Here is a 14,580-nt window from a genome sequence, read left to right as displayed (position 1 = left end):
CGACACCGAAATAACCAGCCCATTCAAACCATAAAAACAAAACCCGCCAAAATTGACGGGGTTTGTCAGCAGTCTGAAGGCCGGTTGCCCGGCCTTTTTTCGTATCGGGCATAAGCTCGCTCAGCCGATTTTCTGGCCGGTCTTTGCCCAGTCGGCGAGGAAGGCGGCAAGGCCCTTGTCGGTCAGCGGGTGATTGACCAGCGCCTTCAGGGTCGCGGGTGGCGCGGTGACGATATCGGCGCCGATGAGCGCCGCCTGCTTCACGTGGTTCACTGTGCGCACGGAAGCGGTCAGGATCTCGGTCTGGAAATCGTAATTGTCGTAGATCTGACGGATCTCCTGGATCACTTCCATGCCGTCAGAACCGGTATCGTCGATGCGGCCGACGAAGGGCGAGATGAAGGAGGCGCCTGCCTTGGCGGCGAGCAGCGCCTGGTTGGCCGAGAAGCACAAGGTGACGTTGACCATGCGGTTCATCTCGGTGCGGATCGTCTTGCAGGCCTTCAATCCGTCCAGCGTCAACGGCACCTTGATGGCGACATTCGGCGCGATCTTGGCCAGCACCTCGGCCTCGGCCATCATCTGCTTGTATTCGGTCGCCACGACTTCCGCGGAAACCGGGCCTTCGACGATGTCGCAGATCTGCTTGGTGACCTCGGCGATTTTGCCGCCCGATTTCAGGATCAGCGACGGGTTGGTGGTGACGCCGTCGAGCAACCCCAGATCGATCAGTTCACGGATTTCCTTGATATCGGCTGTGTCGGCAAAAAATTTCATGGCGGTCTCCTGACGATTTCGTGGCGCCTGCGAAGGCACGTTCAGCGTTGCCCTTTGATCTAGAGCAAAGTCGGGGCAAGGTCACGCCTCATGATCGAAGATTCGCCCTTTGTCGCAGCCGCACCGGTGCTGGTGCCGATGCCGGCCGAACGCCCCTACACCTATGCCGTGCCGGACGGCATGCGGGTGGTGCCGGGTTCGATCGTGCGCGTGCCGCTCGGGCCGCGCCAGGTCGCGGGTATCGTCTGGGACGGCGTGATCGAGCAGGTCGATGCCAGGAAATTGCGCCCGATCGAACAGGTTTTCGACTGTCCGCCGATCGACCGCGCCATGCGCCGCTTCGTCGACTGGGTGGCGCAATACACGCTGTCGGCGCCGGGCATGGTGGCGCGAATGCTGTTGCGTGCGCCGGAAGCTTTCGATCCCGAACCCTGGATCGAAGGGCTGCAGCGGACGCTCGTCATGCCCGATCGGATGACGGATGCGAGGACGCGGGTGCTGGAGACAGCCGAAGGCGGGCTGGCTTGGACGCGCTCCGGGCTGGCGCATGCCGCCGGCGTGTCGTCGACGGTGATCGAGGGGCTGAAAGCGCAAGGCGTGTTCGAAACGGTGATGATCCCGCCGCGCCCGGTGGTGGCCGCACCCGACCCAAGCTATGCCGTGCCGGACCTGATGCCGGACCAGAACGACGCCGCGTCGATGCTGCGCGCCAATGTCGCGACCGGTGCGTTCAATGTCGCGCTGCTCGACGGCGTCACCGGGTCCGGCAAGACGGAGGTCTATTTCGAGGCGGTGGCGGCCGCGCTCGATCAGGGAAAACAGGTGCTGATCCTGCTGCCCGAAATCGCGCTGACGCATGCTTTCCTCGAACGCTTCCAGCAGCGCTTCGGTGCCAAGCCGGGGGAATGGCATTCCGATCTGCCGCCCAGGATGCGCGAAAAAGTCTGGCGGCAAGTGGCGGAAGGGGGCGTGCGTGTCGTCGCCGGCGCACGCTCGGCGCTGTTCCTGCCGTTCAAGGAACTTGGCCTGATCGTGGTCGACGAGGAGCACGACCCGGCCTACAAGCAGGAAGACCGTGTCTTCTATAATGCGCGCGACATGGCTGTCGTGCGCGGGCATATTGGCGGCTTTCCGGTGGTGCTGGCGTCGGCGACGCCGTCGGTCGAAAGCCGGGTCAACGCAAGCCAGGGCCGCTATGCCAGGGCTGTTCTTTCCGCCCGCTTCGCTGAGGCGGCACTTCCCGATCTCAAGTCGATCGACATGCGCCGCGCGCCGCCGGCCCGTGGCGGCTTCCTGTCGCCGGTGCTGATCGACCATATGCGCAAGACGCTGGAGAAGCAGGAACAGTCGCTGCTGTTCCTCAACCGGCGCGGCTATGCGCCGCTGACGCTGTGCCGGGTCTGCGGCCACCGTTTCGGCTGCCCGGTGTGCTCGGCCTGGCTGGTCGAGCACCGTTTTCGCGGCCAGTTGGTGTGTCATCATTGCGGTCACAATGAGCGCCGTCCGGAAGCCTGCCCCGAATGCGGCACGCTCGACCACCTGGTCGCTTGCGGGCCGGGGGTCGAGCGCATCGCCGAAGAGGTCGTCACGCATTTCCCGGACGCGCGTACCATCGTGCTGTCGTCGGATATAATGGGGGGTGTACGACGGTTGCGGCTGGAACTGGAGGCTATCGCCAACGGCGAGGCCGATATCGTCATCGGCACGCAACTGGTCGCCAAGGGTCATAATTTCCCGAACATGACGCTGGTCGGCGTCGTCGATGCCGATCTGGGCCTTGCCAATGGCGATCCGCGCGCCGCCGAGCGCACCTTCCAGCTGCTCAGCCAGGTGACCGGCCGTGCCGGCCGCACCGGCAAGAAGAGCCTTGGCCTGCTGCAGACCTTCCAGCCCGACCATCCGGTGATGCGGGCGATCGTCTCCGGCGATGCCGAGTCTTTCTACCAGCGCGAGATTTCAGAGCGCGAACGCGCTGCCTTGCCGCCCTTCGGCCGGCTGGCAGGCGTCATCGTCAGCGCGGTGACGCGGGCGGAAGCGGAAGGCCATGCACGCGGCCTGCGCCGCTCCGCACCGGAGGCGCCGGATCTGTTCGTGCTCGGGCCGGCGGAAGCGCCATTATCGTTGCTCGGCGGTCGCCACCGCTTCCGCCTGCTGATCCAGGGCGAACGGCGCGCCGACATGCAGAGCTTCATCCGCACCATGCTGGCCAACGGGCCGAAACAGCGCGGCTCGGTTCGGGTGCAGGTGGACATCGACCCGCAGAGCTTTTTGTAGGAACACAAATTCAGCTACAGCTGCCTCGACGAGAGAAACGGAAGATCTCATGAAAACCCTCGGCCTGCTCGGCGGCATGAGCTGGGAATCGACCGCCATCTACTACCGCCTGCTCAACGAGATCGTGCGCGAGCGGCTGGGCGGTCTGCATTCGGCGAGGCTGCTGCTCTGGTCGTTCGATTTCGCCGAGATCGCCGAACGGCAGCATGATGGCGACTGGGACGGTGCCGGTGCGCTGCTGATCGATGCCGCACACAAACTTGAGGCCGGCGGTGCGGAGGGCCTGCTTCTGTGCACCAACACCATGCACAGACTGGCCGACCAGGTGCAGGCGGCTGTGTCGATCCCGCTGATCCATATCGCCGACGCCACCGCGGCCACGGTCAGGCAGGCCGGCCTGCGGCGGCCGGCGCTGCTGGCAACGCGCTTCACCATGGAGCAGGACTTCTACAAGGGCCGGCTTGCCGACAAATATGGCCTGTCGCCAGTGGTGCCGGATTCGGCCGGGCGCGACATGGTGCATCGCGTCATCTACGAGGAACTCTGTCAGGGCATCGTCACCGAAGCCTCGAAGGCGGCCTATGTCGCCGAGGCAAACCGCTTGCGCCGCGACGAAGCCGCCGACAGCCTGATCATGGGCTGCACCGAGATCACCATGCTCATCGGCCAGGATGATTTCGACATCCCGGTTTTCGACACGACGCGCATCCATGCCGGGGCGGCGGTGGAATTCGCACTCGGTTGATGCGCGTCTCCTAAAGTGGCTGAAGCCATCTGGCGCCGGTTCTTTCCTTCGCTAGAATGTCGGCGATTTTCAAAACAGGCATTTCGAGGGACACGATGGATTTTGCGCTTCCATGGCCGACGAGCCAGGGCGAATGGCTGGCCTGGTCAAGCGCGGCCTTCACCGTGCTGCTCGGTCTTCTGTTTTTCCTGGCGCCGGGGCTGGCGTTCCGTATCCTGCGCCTGCAGGCGAAACCCGAGAAGGCGGCGGCGATCGCCGAGGGGCGCGGCCGCATGTCGGGCTTCTATCTCGGAGTCGGCCTGTGCTGCATCCTGCTCGCGCAGCCCCTGGTCTACATGGCTCTCGGATTTTCCTGGCTGTTCACCGCATTCGGCCGGCTGCTGTCGATGATGTCGGATGGCGCCAATACACCTTTCAATTGGGTTTCCATTGTGGTGGAATTGGCGCTCGCGGCCTTGCCGCTCGCCTTTGCCTTCGGCTTTGTGCCCTGAATCCTGGGGTATTCAGGCGCGCAGGACGCTGATCTTTCGCCGGATGCGACAATAGTGCCTGAAAACCATGCGGAACGACGCATTGCGGTCTTAAAATGCCTGTGCTAGACGGCAATCGACTTTCGGCCGGGGATAGCGGAAGCCGCGCCTCCGTGCTTGGAAAAATGCAGTAAGGTCAAAGATTTAGCCAGAGTTTTTGCTCGCGCCAACAATCTGCGGCCTGTCAGACAAGAGAAAAGACGGTCCGTGGCTCAATCGTCATCGCCAATCTCAGGTGTCGCAGAACGCTATGCCGGTTCGCTGTTCGAACTGGCATCGCAGGCAAATTCCGTGGCCAAGGTCGAGGCCGACCTCACCAGTTTCGAGGCCATGCTCGCGGGCAGTGCCGACCTGACCCGGCTGATCAACAGCCCGGTATTCTCCAGCGAGGACCAGGCCAAGGCCATCGGGGCGATCGTCGACAAGGCCGGCATCACCGGCCTGACCGGCAATTTCCTGCGCGTCGTCGCCAAGAACCGCCGCCTGTTCGCGGTGCCCGGCATGATCAAGGCGTTCCGCCAGATCGCCGCTGAACACCGTGGCGAGGCTGCCGCCGACGTGACGTCGGCTCATGAGCTGACCGCGGCCCAGCAGACCGAACTCAAGGCGGCGCTGAAGGGCGTTGCCGGCAAGGACGTGACCATTTCCGTCACCGTCGATCCGTCGCTGCTCGGCGGGCTGGTGGTCAAGATGGGCTCGCGCCAGATCGATACGTCGCTCAAAACCAAACTCAATTCGCTCAAGCTTGCACTGAAAGAGGTCGGCTGATGGACATCCGCGCCGCGGAAATTTCCGCAATTCTGAAAGACCAGATCAAGAATTTCGGCAAGGAGGCCGAGGTCTCCGAAGTCGGACAGGTGCTGTCCGTCGGTGACGGTATCGCCCGCGTCTATGGCCTCGACAATGTCCAGGCCGGCGAAATGGTCGAGTTCCCCGGCGGCATCCGCGGCATGGCGCTCAACCTCGAAGCCGACAATGTCGGCGTCGTCATCTTCGGCGCCGACCGCGACATCAAGGAAGGCGACATCGTCAAGCGCACCGGCGCCATCGTCGACGTTCCCGTCGGCCCCGGCCTGCTCGGCCGCGTCGTCGACGCGCTCGGCAACCCGATCGACGGCAAGGGCCCGATCAAGGCGACCGAACGCAAGCGTGTCGACGTCAAGGCGCCGGGCATCATTCCGCGCAAATCGGTCAACGAGCCGATGTCGACCGGCCTCAAGGCCATCGACGCGCTGATCCCGGTCGGCCGCGGCCAGCGCGAGCTGGTCATCGGTGACCGCCAGACCGGCAAGACCGCCATCATCCTCGACACAATGCTCAACCAGAAGTCGGTGCACGACAACGGCCCGGAAAAGGAAAAGCTCTACTGCGTCTACGTCGCCGTCGGCCAGAAGCGTTCGACCGTCGCGCAGTTCGTCAAGGTTCTGGAAGAGCGCGGCGCGCTCGAATACTCGATCATCATCGCCGCCACCGCTTCCGACCCGGCGCCGATGCAGTTCCTGGCGCCGTTCGCCGGCTGCACCATGGGCGAATATTTCCGCGACAACGGCATGCATGCGCTGATCAGCTATGACGATCTGTCGAAGCAGGCCGTCGCCTATCGCCAGATGTCGCTGTTGCTGCGCCGCCCGCCGGGCCGCGAAGCCTATCCCGGCGACGTCTTCTACCTGCACTCGCGCCTGCTCGAGCGCGCTGCCAAGCTCAACGACGATCTGGGCGGCGGATCGCTGACCGCCCTGCCGATCATCGAGACGCAGGCCAACGACGTGTCGGCCTATATCCCGACCAACGTGATCTCGATCACCGACGGCCAGATCTTCCTCGAAACCAACCTGTTCTTCCAGGGCATCCGTCCGGCCGTCAACGTCGGCCTGTCGGTCAGCCGCGTGGGCTCGGCCGCGCAGATCAAGGCGATGAAGCAGGTCGCCGGCTCGATCAAGGGCGAGCTCGCGCAGTACCGCGAAATGGCTGCCTTCGCGCAGTTCGGCTCGGATCTCGACGCCGCCACGCAGCGCCTGCTCAACCGCGGATCGCGCCTGACCGAACTCCTGAAGCAGCCGCAGTTCTCGCCGCTGAAGACGGAAGAGCAGGTCGCGGTGATCTTTGCCGGCGTCAACGGCTATCTCGACAAGCTGCCGGTCAACCAGGTCGGCAAGTTCGAGCACGGCCTGCTCAGCCACATGCGTGCGGCGGGCAAGGACGTTCTCGACGCCATCCGCAAGGAAAAGGCGCTTTCGGACGATCTGCGCGCCAAGCTCAAGGCCGAGATCGACGCCTTCGCCAAGACCTTCGCCTAAGCGAAGCGCCAGTCCGGATGAGACAAGACGGGATCAGGTTTGAAGCATGCCTTCATTAAAAGACCTTCGTAACCGTATCGCCTCGGTCAAGGCGACGCAGAAGATCACCAAGGCGATGCAGATGGTCGCCGCGGCGAAGCTGCGCCGTGCGCAAGAGGCGGCGGAAGCGGCGCGCCCCTATTCGGAGCGCATGGGTTCCGTGCTGGCCAACATCACCCAGGCGATCGGCGGTGGCGGCGATGCCCCGGCGCTGATGACGGGCACCGGCAAGGACGCCGTGCATCTGCTCGTGGTCTGCACCGCCGAGCGCGGCCTGTGCGGCGGCTTCAATTCGCAGATCGCCCGTCTTGCCCGCGATCACATCCGCCGGCTTCTGACCGACGGCAAGCAGGTCAAGATCATCTGCGTCGGCAAGAAGGGCTTCGACATCCTGCGCCGCGACTATGCATCGATGATCATCGACCGTGTCGATCTGCGCGAGGTCAAGACGCTCGGCTTCGTCAATGCCGACGCGATCGCCAAGAAGGTCATCCATCTCTTCAACGAGGGCGCCTTCGACATCTGCACGCTGTTCTATTCGCAGTTCAGGTCGGTGATCAGCCAGATCCCGACCGCGCAGCAGATCATCCCGGCCAGCGCCGCTTCGGCTCCAGCCGCGGCGGTGGATGGCGGCAGCGCCGTCTATGAATATGAGCCGGAGCCGGGCGAAATCCTCTCCGACCTCATCCCGCGCAACATCTCCGTGCAGGTTTTCCGGGCGCTGCTCGAAAACGCTGCCGGCGAAATGGGCGCCAAGATGAGCGCCATGGACAATGCGACGCGCAACGCCGGCGAGATGATCAACAAGCTGTCGATCACCTACAACCGCCAGCGGCAGGCGCAGATCACCAAGGAACTGATCGAAATCATTTCGGGCGCCGAGGCGCTCTAGGCGCGGTCCGCGGGTGACTGTCCCGCGAACCGGACCGCGTGAGAAACAAAGGACGAAAAGGGTAAAGACGATGGCGAAAGCAGCGACCCCCCAGAAGGCAACTCCGAAGGCGGCAGCCGCCAAGGCAGCAGCCCCCGTGAAAGCGGCCAGGGCTCCGGCAGCGGCGGCAAAGGCTGCTCCGGCCAAGGCAGCAGCGGCGCCGGCCAAGGCCGTGGCCGCCAAGACGCAGGCCGTGGCCACGAAAGCCACCGGCGTTGTCGGCAAGGTTCGCCAGGTCATCGGCGCCGTTGTCGACGTGCAGTTCGGCGATCACCTGCCGGCGATCCTGAATGCGCTCGAGACGACCAATGTCGGCAACCGCCTGGTGCTCGAAGTGGCCCAGCATCTGGGTGAAAACACCGTGCGCTGCATTGCCATGGACTCCACCGAAGGCCTGGTGCGCGGCCAGGAAGTGCGCGACACCGGCGCTCCGATCACCGTGCCGGTCGGCCCGGGCATGCTCGGCCGCATCATCAACGTCATCGGCGAGCCGGTCGACGAAGAAGGCCCGGTCGACGCAATCGAAATGCGCTCGATCCATCAGCCGGCTCCGACCTATGTCGAGCAGTCGACGGAAGCCCAGATCCTGATCACCGGCATCAAGGTGCTCGACCTCTTGGCGCCTTACGCCAAGGGCGGCAAGATCGGCCTGTTCGGCGGCGCCGGCGTCGGCAAGACCGTGCTGATCCAGGAACTGATCAACAACATCGCGAAGGCACATGGCGGCTATTCGGTGTTCGCCGGCGTCGGCGAGCGCACCCGCGAAGGCAACGATCTCTATCACGAGTTCATCGAATCCGGCGTCAACAAGAAGGGCGGCGGTGAAGGCTCCAAGGCAGCGCTGGTGTACGGCCAGATGAACGAGCCGCCGGGCGCGCGCGCCCGTGTCGGCCTGACCGGCCTGACGGTCGCCGAATATTTCCGCGACCAGGGCCAGGACGTGCTGTTCTTCGTCGACAACATCTTCCGCTTCACGCAGGCGGGTTCCGAAGTGTCGGCTCTGCTCGGCCGCATCCCGTCGGCCGTGGGCTACCAGCCGACGCTCGCCACCGACATGGGCGCGCTGCAGGAACGCATCACCACCACCACCAAGGGCTCGATCACCTCGGTGCAGGCGATCTACGTGCCGGCCGACGACTTGACCGATCCGGCGCCGGCGACCTCGTTCGCTCACCTTGACGCGACGACGACCCTCAACCGTTCGATCGCCGAGAAGGGCATCTATCCGGCCGTCGATCCGCTGGACTCGACCTCGCGCATGCTCGACCCGCTGGTCGTCGGCGACGAGCATTATGGCGTCGCCCGCCAGGTGCAGTCGATCCTCCAGCGCTACAAGTCGCTGCAGGACATCATCGCCATCCTGGGCATGGACGAGCTCTCGGAAGAGGACAAGCAGACCGTGGCCCGGGCCCGCAAGATCGAGCGCTTCCTGTCGCAGCCGTTCTTCGTCGCCGAAGTGTTCACCGGCGCGCCGGGCAAGCTGGTCGACCTCGCCGACACCATCAAGGGCTTCAAGGGCCTTTGCAACGGCGATTACGATCACCTGCCGGAAGCCGCCTTCTACATGGTCGGCGGCATCGAGGAAGCGGTCGAGAAGGCACAGCGCCTCGCGGCAGAAGCGGCGTAAATCAAGCGAATAGGGAGTAGTCAGTAGTCGGTAGTGAATAGCAGCTGGGCGAGTCGGATAATTTTTCTCGCCCTACTCCCTACTCACTATTCCCTACTCACTAAATTGACATGGCTGAAGCTTTCAAGTTCGAACTGGTCTCACCGGAGCGCCTGCTGGTTTCCGCCGAGGTCGAATCCGTCGTCATTCCAGGCGCCGAAGGCGAGATGACCGTCATGGCTCATCACGCACCGGTCATGACCACGATCAAGCCGGGTGTCGTCACGGTGAAGAGCGCCTCGGGCAGCGAAGAACGCTATGTCGTGTTCGGCGGCTTCGCCGACATCGTCCCGGCCGGCTGCACGCTGCTGGCGGAATCGGCTGTCGCGGTGAAGGATGTCGACCGCGCCGATCTCGCCCGCCGCATCCAGGAAGCCAGGGAAGATGCTGCCGACGCCAAGGACGACCAGGCGCGCAGCAAGGCCGAACAATTCCTTAGCCAGCTCACCACGCTGGAAGGCGCGATCCTGCCGGCCTGAAACGCGTCGCGGGACAACGGATTGAAAGCGGGGCATTGCCCCGCTTTTTTGTTTGTCGGGACATTATGGCGTGAGAGTTGATGTGGCGGCGGTGCCGGAGTTGCGCGACGTCGGCAGGACAGAGGGGGCGCTGCGCCGCCGACATCAAGGTTCTGTACCGCTCGCGCCTTGCTGTCCTTCGGCTTCTATGCCGAGCGCGGCGAAGGCCAAAGTCGGGCCGTCTCGTCGCAGGTGGACGAGATGGACGGCCACGAGCTCGATCAGCGTCTGGCGCTCGGCGTGATCCCGGGCGAAGCCGGCCATGTCAAACACCGCCGTCGCGGTTTCGTTCGCCGGCAGCTGCTGGTCCAAAAGCGCGGTCATCGGCGCATCGAGCGGATCGGTGAAATGGCCTTCCGGCAACGTCTTTCCGCGCGCCGCGCAGGCGGCGATCCAGGCAGCCACCACCAGCGTGAGATGGACCAGCTCGGTGCCGGCTTCGAGGCACTCGACAGCCGAGGCGATAATGCGCTGCGGCAGTTTCTGGCTGCCGTCATTGGCGATCTGCGCCGTACGGTGGGCAAGTGCCGTGTTCGAAAAACGCTCGGCAAGCTCGGCGGTATAGGCTGATGGGTCGAGGCCGGCGTCGTCCGGCAATGTTGTTATGGCCTCTTGCCATAGCGCGTCGACGAACCGCCGGATCGCCGGATCGGCGAAGGCACTGTCGACCGTCGCGTGGCTGCAGAGCAGGCCGAGATAGGCGATGCCCGAATGCGCGCCGTTGAGCAGCCTCAGCTTCATGTCCTCGAAGGGAGCGACATCCCCAACCATGGTGACGCCGAATTTTTCCCAGGTGGGACGGCCCATGGGGAAATCGTCCTCGATCACCCACTGGCGGAAGGGTTCCGTCATCACGGGCCACGCGTCCTCAATACCAAGTTCGCCCGCTATCCGCGCCCTGTCGGCGTCGGTCGTGGCTGGCACAATGCGGTCGACCATGCTTGAGGGAAATGCGACGTGACTGGCGATGTGGTCGGCCATTCCGGCATTGCCCGCCGAACTGGCACTTGCATCGCGCAGTGTGGCGAATTCGATCAGCAGCCGGTGCAAGGTGGCGCCGTTGGCCGGCAGGTTATCGCAACAAAGCACGGTAAAGGGCGGGGTGCCAGCGCCCCGCCTCCGGGCGAGCGCTTCGGTCAGAAAACCATGCGCCGTCTTCGGTGTTCGCGGATTGGCCAGGTCGTGGACGATGTCGGCATGCGCTGCGTCCAATCCGCCGCCGGCCGCCCGCAAATAGGCTTTCTCGGTGATCGTCAGCGTCACGATGCGGGTACGCGGATCGGCCAGCACCGCCAGCACCGCTTCCGGGTCTTCCGGCGCCACCAGCAGCGAGCCGATCGAGCCGATGACATGCAGCTTCTCGCCGCCGCTGCCGCGCACAGCCAAGGTGTAGAGCCCGTCCTGCGGCGCCAGCGCGTCGCGCGTTTCCGCGCTGCGCAGCGACACGCCTGATATGCCCCAGTCCGTTTCTCCGGCCGCCAGGCATTCATCGATATAAGCGGCCTGGTGGGCGCGGTGAAAGGCGCCGACGCCCAGATGCACGATGCCCGGCGTGATTGCGCCACGATCATATCGAGGCGCGGCGACCTTGGCCGGCAATGCCTGCGCCGTGCGGTTGGAAAGGCGGCGGTCTGTCATCGGTTCGGCACTCATCTCGTGGAACGATTTGCGGGGTAACACTGACGGCGTCCGCCGACAATGCTCAGCTTTGCGTAGCAGTCATCATACAACAATCCGATTTTTGTATGTTGACATTATTTCTGACCGATCCTACCCATGGAGCCGGAGGATGGCCGTGGCACTGACCAATGCGGATTTGCTGTTTTCAGCCGAGGCGCGTCCGCTGTCGATCGCCCGCGCTCTCTATGCCGGCATCAAGGACCTGCCCATCATCAGCCCGCACGGCCATACCGACCCGCGCTGGTATGCGCTGAACGAGCCGTTCCCCGATCCCGCGCAACTGCTCATCGTGCCGGACCACTATATTTTTCGCATGCTGTTCAGTCAGGGCGTGCGGCTGGAGGCTCTCGGCGTGCCGACCCTCGATGGTGAGCCCGTCGAGACCGACGGCAGGGCGATCTGGCGGTTGTTCGCCGAACACTATTACCTCTTTCGTGGCACGCCGACCCGATTGTGGTTCGACCATGTCCTTGCGCATCTGTTCGGCATCGAAGAGCCGTTGAGCGCCGCGACCGCCGACCGCCATTACGACACGATCGCAACGCTGCTGCAGTGGGAGAATTTCCGCCCTCGCGCGCTGTTCGAGCGCTTCAACATCGAGGTCATCGCGACGACCGAAGGCGCGCTCGACGATCTCAAATGGCACCAGATGATCCGCGACAGTGGCTGGGAGGGCCGTGTCGTCACCGCCTATCGGCCAGACGCCGTCGTCGATCCCGATTTTGAAGGCTTTTCGGCCAATCTCGATCGGCTCGGCGAGATCACCGGCTGCGACACCGGGACCTGGGCCGGTTATCTCGACGCACATCGCCAGCGGCGCGCCTTCTTCAAGAGCTTCGGCGCGACTTCGTCGGATCACGGTCATCCAACGGCGGAGACCGCCAATCTTTCCGACGCGGCGGCGCAGGAGCTGTTCAACCGGGTCCGCGCCGGCTCGCAGGATGAGCGCGAGCGAAAATTGTTTCGCGCGCAGATGCTGACCGAGATGGCCAAGATGAGCCGGGACGACGGGCTGGTCATGCAGATCCATCCCGGCTCCATGCGCAATCATTCGGCTTCCGCTTTCCAGAAATTCGGCAGGGACAAGGGTTTCGATATCCCGACCCGGACCGACTATGTCACGGCATTGAAGCCATTACTGGACTGCGTCGGGCTGGAGCGCGACCTGACCGTCATCCTGTTCACGCTGGATGAAACCAGCTACGCGCGCGAACTGGCGCCGCTGGCCGGCGTCTATCCGGCGCTGAAGCTCGGGCCGGCCTGGTGGTTCCACGACAGCCCGGAAGGCATGCGCCGGTTCCGCGAGATGACCACCGAGACCGCCGGCTTCTACAACACGGTCGGCTTCAACGACGACACGCGCGCCTTTCCGTCGATACCGGCCCGCCACGACGTGGCGCGGCGGGTCGACTGTGCGTTCCTGGCGCGTCTCGTCGCCGAGCACAGGCTGCGTGAGGACGAGGCGCATGAACTCGCGAAGGAGCTTGCCTACACGCTTGCCAAGAATGCGTACCGGCTCTGAGCCGGGCGTTTCGATTTTCAAAGGGAGGAAGTCATGTTGCATTTTTCGAAATTGACGGCGGCGGCGACATTCGCCATCGGTTCGCTGCTGATCGGCGCTGCCAACGCCGAAACCGTGCTGCGATCCTCGGATACCCATCCGGACGGCTACCCGACCGTCGAGGCGGTCAAGTACATGGGCGACCTGATCAAGCAGCGCACCGCCGGCCGTTATTCGATCGAGGTCTATCACTCGGCGCAGCTCGGCGAGGAGAAGGACACGATCGAGCAGACCCAGGCCGGCGTCATCGACCTCGACCGTGTCTCGATGGGACCGTTCAACGGCATCGTGCCGGAGACCGCCGTGCCGTCGCTGCCCTACATGTTCCGCTCCGTCGAGCACATGCGCCACGTCATGGACGGCGCTGTCGGCGACCAGATCCTGAAGGCGTTCGAGGCGCATGATCTCGTCGGCCTCGCCTTCTACGATTCCGGTGCTCGGTCCTTCTACAACACCAAGAAGGACATTACCTCGATGGCGGACATGAAAGGCATGAAGTTCCGCGTCATCCAGTCCGATGTGTTCGTCGACATGGTCAACGCGCTTGGCGCCAACGCCACGCCGATGGCCTATGGCGAAGTCTATTCGGCGCTGCAGACCGGCGTCATCGACGGCGCCGAAAACAACTGGCCGAGCTTCGAATCCGCCAAGCACTACGAAGTGGCCAAGCATTACACGATGGACGAACACCAGATCGTGCCGGAAGTGCTGGTCATGTCGAAGGCAAGCTGGGACAAGCTCTCGCCGGAAGACCAGGCGATCGTGCGCCAGGCAGCCAAGGACAGCGTCGTCAAGATGCGCGAACTGTGGGACGCGCAGGAGAAGAAGTCGCGCGGCATCGTCGAGGCCGCGGGCGTCAAGGTCAGCGAGATCGACAAACAGCCGCTGATCGACGCGATGAAGCCCGTCTACGACAAGTACTTGTCGACGCCCGAACTGAAGGACCTGGCCGCCCGCATACAGGCCGAGAAATGAACAGCAAGGGCAATGGATCGAGCAGCGCGGAGGCCCCCGCGCTGCCTTCGGACGTGTCGGCCATGCGAGGATTCTGGCTGGGTGCGGAGCGGGTCCTGTCAGGGCTTGCCAGGCTGGCGCTTTGGATCAGCGGCGCCGGCCTGACACTGATGACGATCATCATCTTCTGGCAGGTCTTCTCGCGCTATGTGTTGAACCGTTCGCCGAGCTGGACGGAATCCTTCTCGGTTCTGCTGATGGGCTGGTTCATTTTTCTCGGCGCCGCCGTCGGCGTGCGCGAACGCACCCATCTTGGCTTCGACGTGCTGCTCTATGTCCTGCCTGTTTCGGCCAAGGCGGTACTGCGCAGCATTTCCGACCTTGTCGTGCTGGCCTTCGGCGCCGGCATGATCGTCTATGGCGTGCAATTGGCCAGGCTGACCTGGAACACGGTCATGCCGTCACTTGCCCTGCCGGGCGGCGTCAGCTTCCTGCCGGTCATCCTGGGTGGGGCGCTGGTCTGCCTGTTTTCGCTGGAACGGCTGGCCGGGCGCTTTGCCGGCCTGCCCGTCGACGCCGACATCCATGCAACCGGCGAGGAGCCGTGA

General features: G+C 64.0%; 13 protein-coding genes. 11 read left to right on the top strand and 2 right to left on the bottom strand.

The features are described 5' to 3' along the window. Positions 1–120 precede the first annotated feature (120 nt). A complete protein-coding gene (fsa, locus tag LB557_RS14060; protein ID WP_015315164.1) occupies positions 121–777 on the bottom strand; it encodes a fructose-6-phosphate aldolase in 657 nt (218 codons plus the stop codon). A 90-nt stretch (positions 778–867) separates the two neighbouring features. Between fsa and LB557_RS14055 the strand changes: the two genes are divergently transcribed. From LB557_RS14055 to LB557_RS14020, 8 genes are all read left to right on the top strand, one after another. Beyond that, positions 868–3,051, top strand: a complete 2,184-nt coding sequence (locus LB557_RS14055; protein WP_140719888.1) for a primosomal protein N' — start codon at positions 868–870, stop codon at positions 3,049–3,051. 49 nt (positions 3,052–3,100) lie between these two features. After that, a complete protein-coding gene (locus LB557_RS14050) occupies positions 3,101–3,796 on the top strand; it encodes an aspartate/glutamate racemase family protein (RefSeq protein WP_140874697.1) in 696 nt (231 codons plus the stop codon). Positions 3,797–3,891: 95 nt separating this feature from the next. Then, positions 3,892–4,287 carry a DUF4345 family protein gene (locus tag LB557_RS14045; RefSeq protein ID WP_015315169.1) on the top strand — a complete coding sequence of 132 codons (396 nt, stop codon included), beginning with the start codon at positions 3,892–3,894 and terminating at the stop codon, positions 4,285–4,287. A 246-nt stretch (positions 4,288–4,533) separates the two neighbouring features. Then, positions 4,534–5,094: a F0F1 ATP synthase subunit delta gene (locus tag LB557_RS14040; protein WP_224642116.1), complete on the top strand. Its 561-nt coding sequence runs from the start codon at positions 4,534–4,536 to the stop codon at positions 5,092–5,094. Then, the gene (gene atpA, locus LB557_RS14035) at positions 5,094–6,623 is read left to right on the top strand and encodes a F0F1 ATP synthase subunit alpha (RefSeq protein ID WP_015315171.1); all 1,530 of its coding nucleotides are present in this window, start codon (positions 5,094–5,096) and stop codon (positions 6,621–6,623) included. The genes LB557_RS14040 and atpA overlap by 1 nt, the downstream gene beginning before the upstream one ends. Before the next feature lie 46 nt (positions 6,624–6,669). Then, positions 6,670–7,554, top strand: a complete 885-nt coding sequence (locus LB557_RS14030; RefSeq protein ID WP_224642117.1) for a F0F1 ATP synthase subunit gamma — start codon at positions 6,670–6,672, stop codon at positions 7,552–7,554. 70 nt (positions 7,555–7,624) lie between these two features. Continuing rightward, positions 7,625–9,220: a F0F1 ATP synthase subunit beta gene (atpD, locus tag LB557_RS14025; RefSeq protein ID WP_181172864.1), complete on the top strand. Its 1,596-nt coding sequence runs from the start codon at positions 7,625–7,627 to the stop codon at positions 9,218–9,220. 110 nt (positions 9,221–9,330) lie between these two features. Continuing rightward, a complete protein-coding gene (locus LB557_RS14020; RefSeq protein ID WP_015315174.1) occupies positions 9,331–9,738 on the top strand; it encodes a F0F1 ATP synthase subunit epsilon in 408 nt (135 codons plus the stop codon). Between the two features lie 144 nt (positions 9,739–9,882). Here the strand turns inward: LB557_RS14020 and LB557_RS14015 are convergent, their stop codons facing one another. Further along, on the bottom strand, positions 9,883–11,415 hold the full coding sequence (locus tag LB557_RS14015) for a mannitol dehydrogenase family protein (protein WP_224642119.1): 1,533 nt from the start codon (positions 11,413–11,415) through the stop codon (positions 9,883–9,885). Positions 11,416–11,566: 151 nt separating this feature from the next. On the opposite strand from LB557_RS14015, the gene uxaC reads away from it, so the two are divergent. The 3 genes from uxaC to LB557_RS14000 all read left to right on the top strand — a co-directional run bounded on the left by uxaC (position 11,567) and on the right by LB557_RS14000 (position 14,580). Next, complete coding sequence (gene uxaC / locus LB557_RS14010; protein WP_181166306.1) at positions 11,567–12,979, top strand: glucuronate isomerase; 1,413 nt, start codon at positions 11,567–11,569, stop codon at positions 12,977–12,979. Positions 12,980–13,012: 33 nt separating this feature from the next. After that, positions 13,013–13,993 (top strand): TRAP transporter substrate-binding protein, encoded by a 981-nt coding sequence (locus tag LB557_RS14005; protein ID WP_140616581.1) that lies wholly within the window; start codon positions 13,013–13,015, stop codon positions 13,991–13,993. 62 nt (positions 13,994–14,055) lie between these two features. Continuing rightward, positions 14,056–14,580: a TRAP transporter small permease gene (locus LB557_RS14000; protein ID WP_041163297.1), complete on the top strand. Its 525-nt coding sequence runs from the start codon at positions 14,056–14,058 to the stop codon at positions 14,578–14,580.

Origin of the sequence: Mesorhizobium sp. BR115XR7A (assembly GCF_020165315.1) — a bacterium.
Classification (GTDB): domain Bacteria; phylum Pseudomonadota; class Alphaproteobacteria; order Rhizobiales; family Rhizobiaceae; genus Mesorhizobium; species Mesorhizobium australicum.
The sequence above is the reverse complement of the archived record's forward strand: the minus strand, read 5'-3'. Positions and strand labels throughout refer to the sequence as shown.

Coding starts and splice junctions, on each gene's coding strand:
- uxaC (WP_181166306.1), top strand. CDS start 11,567: ATGGCCGTGGCACTGACCAATGCGGATTTGCTGTTTTCAGCCGAGGCG.
- LB557_RS14020 (WP_015315174.1), top strand. CDS start 9,331: ATGGCTGAAGCTTTCAAGTTCGAACTGGTCTCACCGGAGCGCCTGCTG.
- atpD (WP_181172864.1), top strand. CDS start 7,625: ATGGCGAAAGCAGCGACCCCCCAGAAGGCAACTCCGAAGGCGGCAGCC.
- LB557_RS14015 (WP_224642119.1), bottom strand. CDS start 11,415: ATGACAGACCGCCGCCTTTCCAACCGCACGGCGCAGGCATTGCCGGCC.
- LB557_RS14000 (WP_041163297.1), top strand. CDS start 14,056: ATGCGAGGATTCTGGCTGGGTGCGGAGCGGGTCCTGTCAGGGCTTGCC.
- LB557_RS14030 (WP_224642117.1), top strand. CDS start 6,670: ATGCCTTCATTAAAAGACCTTCGTAACCGTATCGCCTCGGTCAAGGCG.
- atpA (WP_015315171.1), top strand. CDS start 5,094: ATGGACATCCGCGCCGCGGAAATTTCCGCAATTCTGAAAGACCAGATC.
- fsa (WP_015315164.1), bottom strand. CDS start 777: ATGAAATTTTTTGCCGACACAGCCGATATCAAGGAAATCCGTGAACTG.
- LB557_RS14045 (WP_015315169.1), top strand. CDS start 3,892: ATGGATTTTGCGCTTCCATGGCCGACGAGCCAGGGCGAATGGCTGGCC.
- LB557_RS14005 (WP_140616581.1), top strand. CDS start 13,013: ATGTTGCATTTTTCGAAATTGACGGCGGCGGCGACATTCGCCATCGGT.
- LB557_RS14050 (WP_140874697.1), top strand. CDS start 3,101: ATGAAAACCCTCGGCCTGCTCGGCGGCATGAGCTGGGAATCGACCGCC.
- LB557_RS14055 (WP_140719888.1), top strand. CDS start 868: ATGATCGAAGATTCGCCCTTTGTCGCAGCCGCACCGGTGCTGGTGCCG.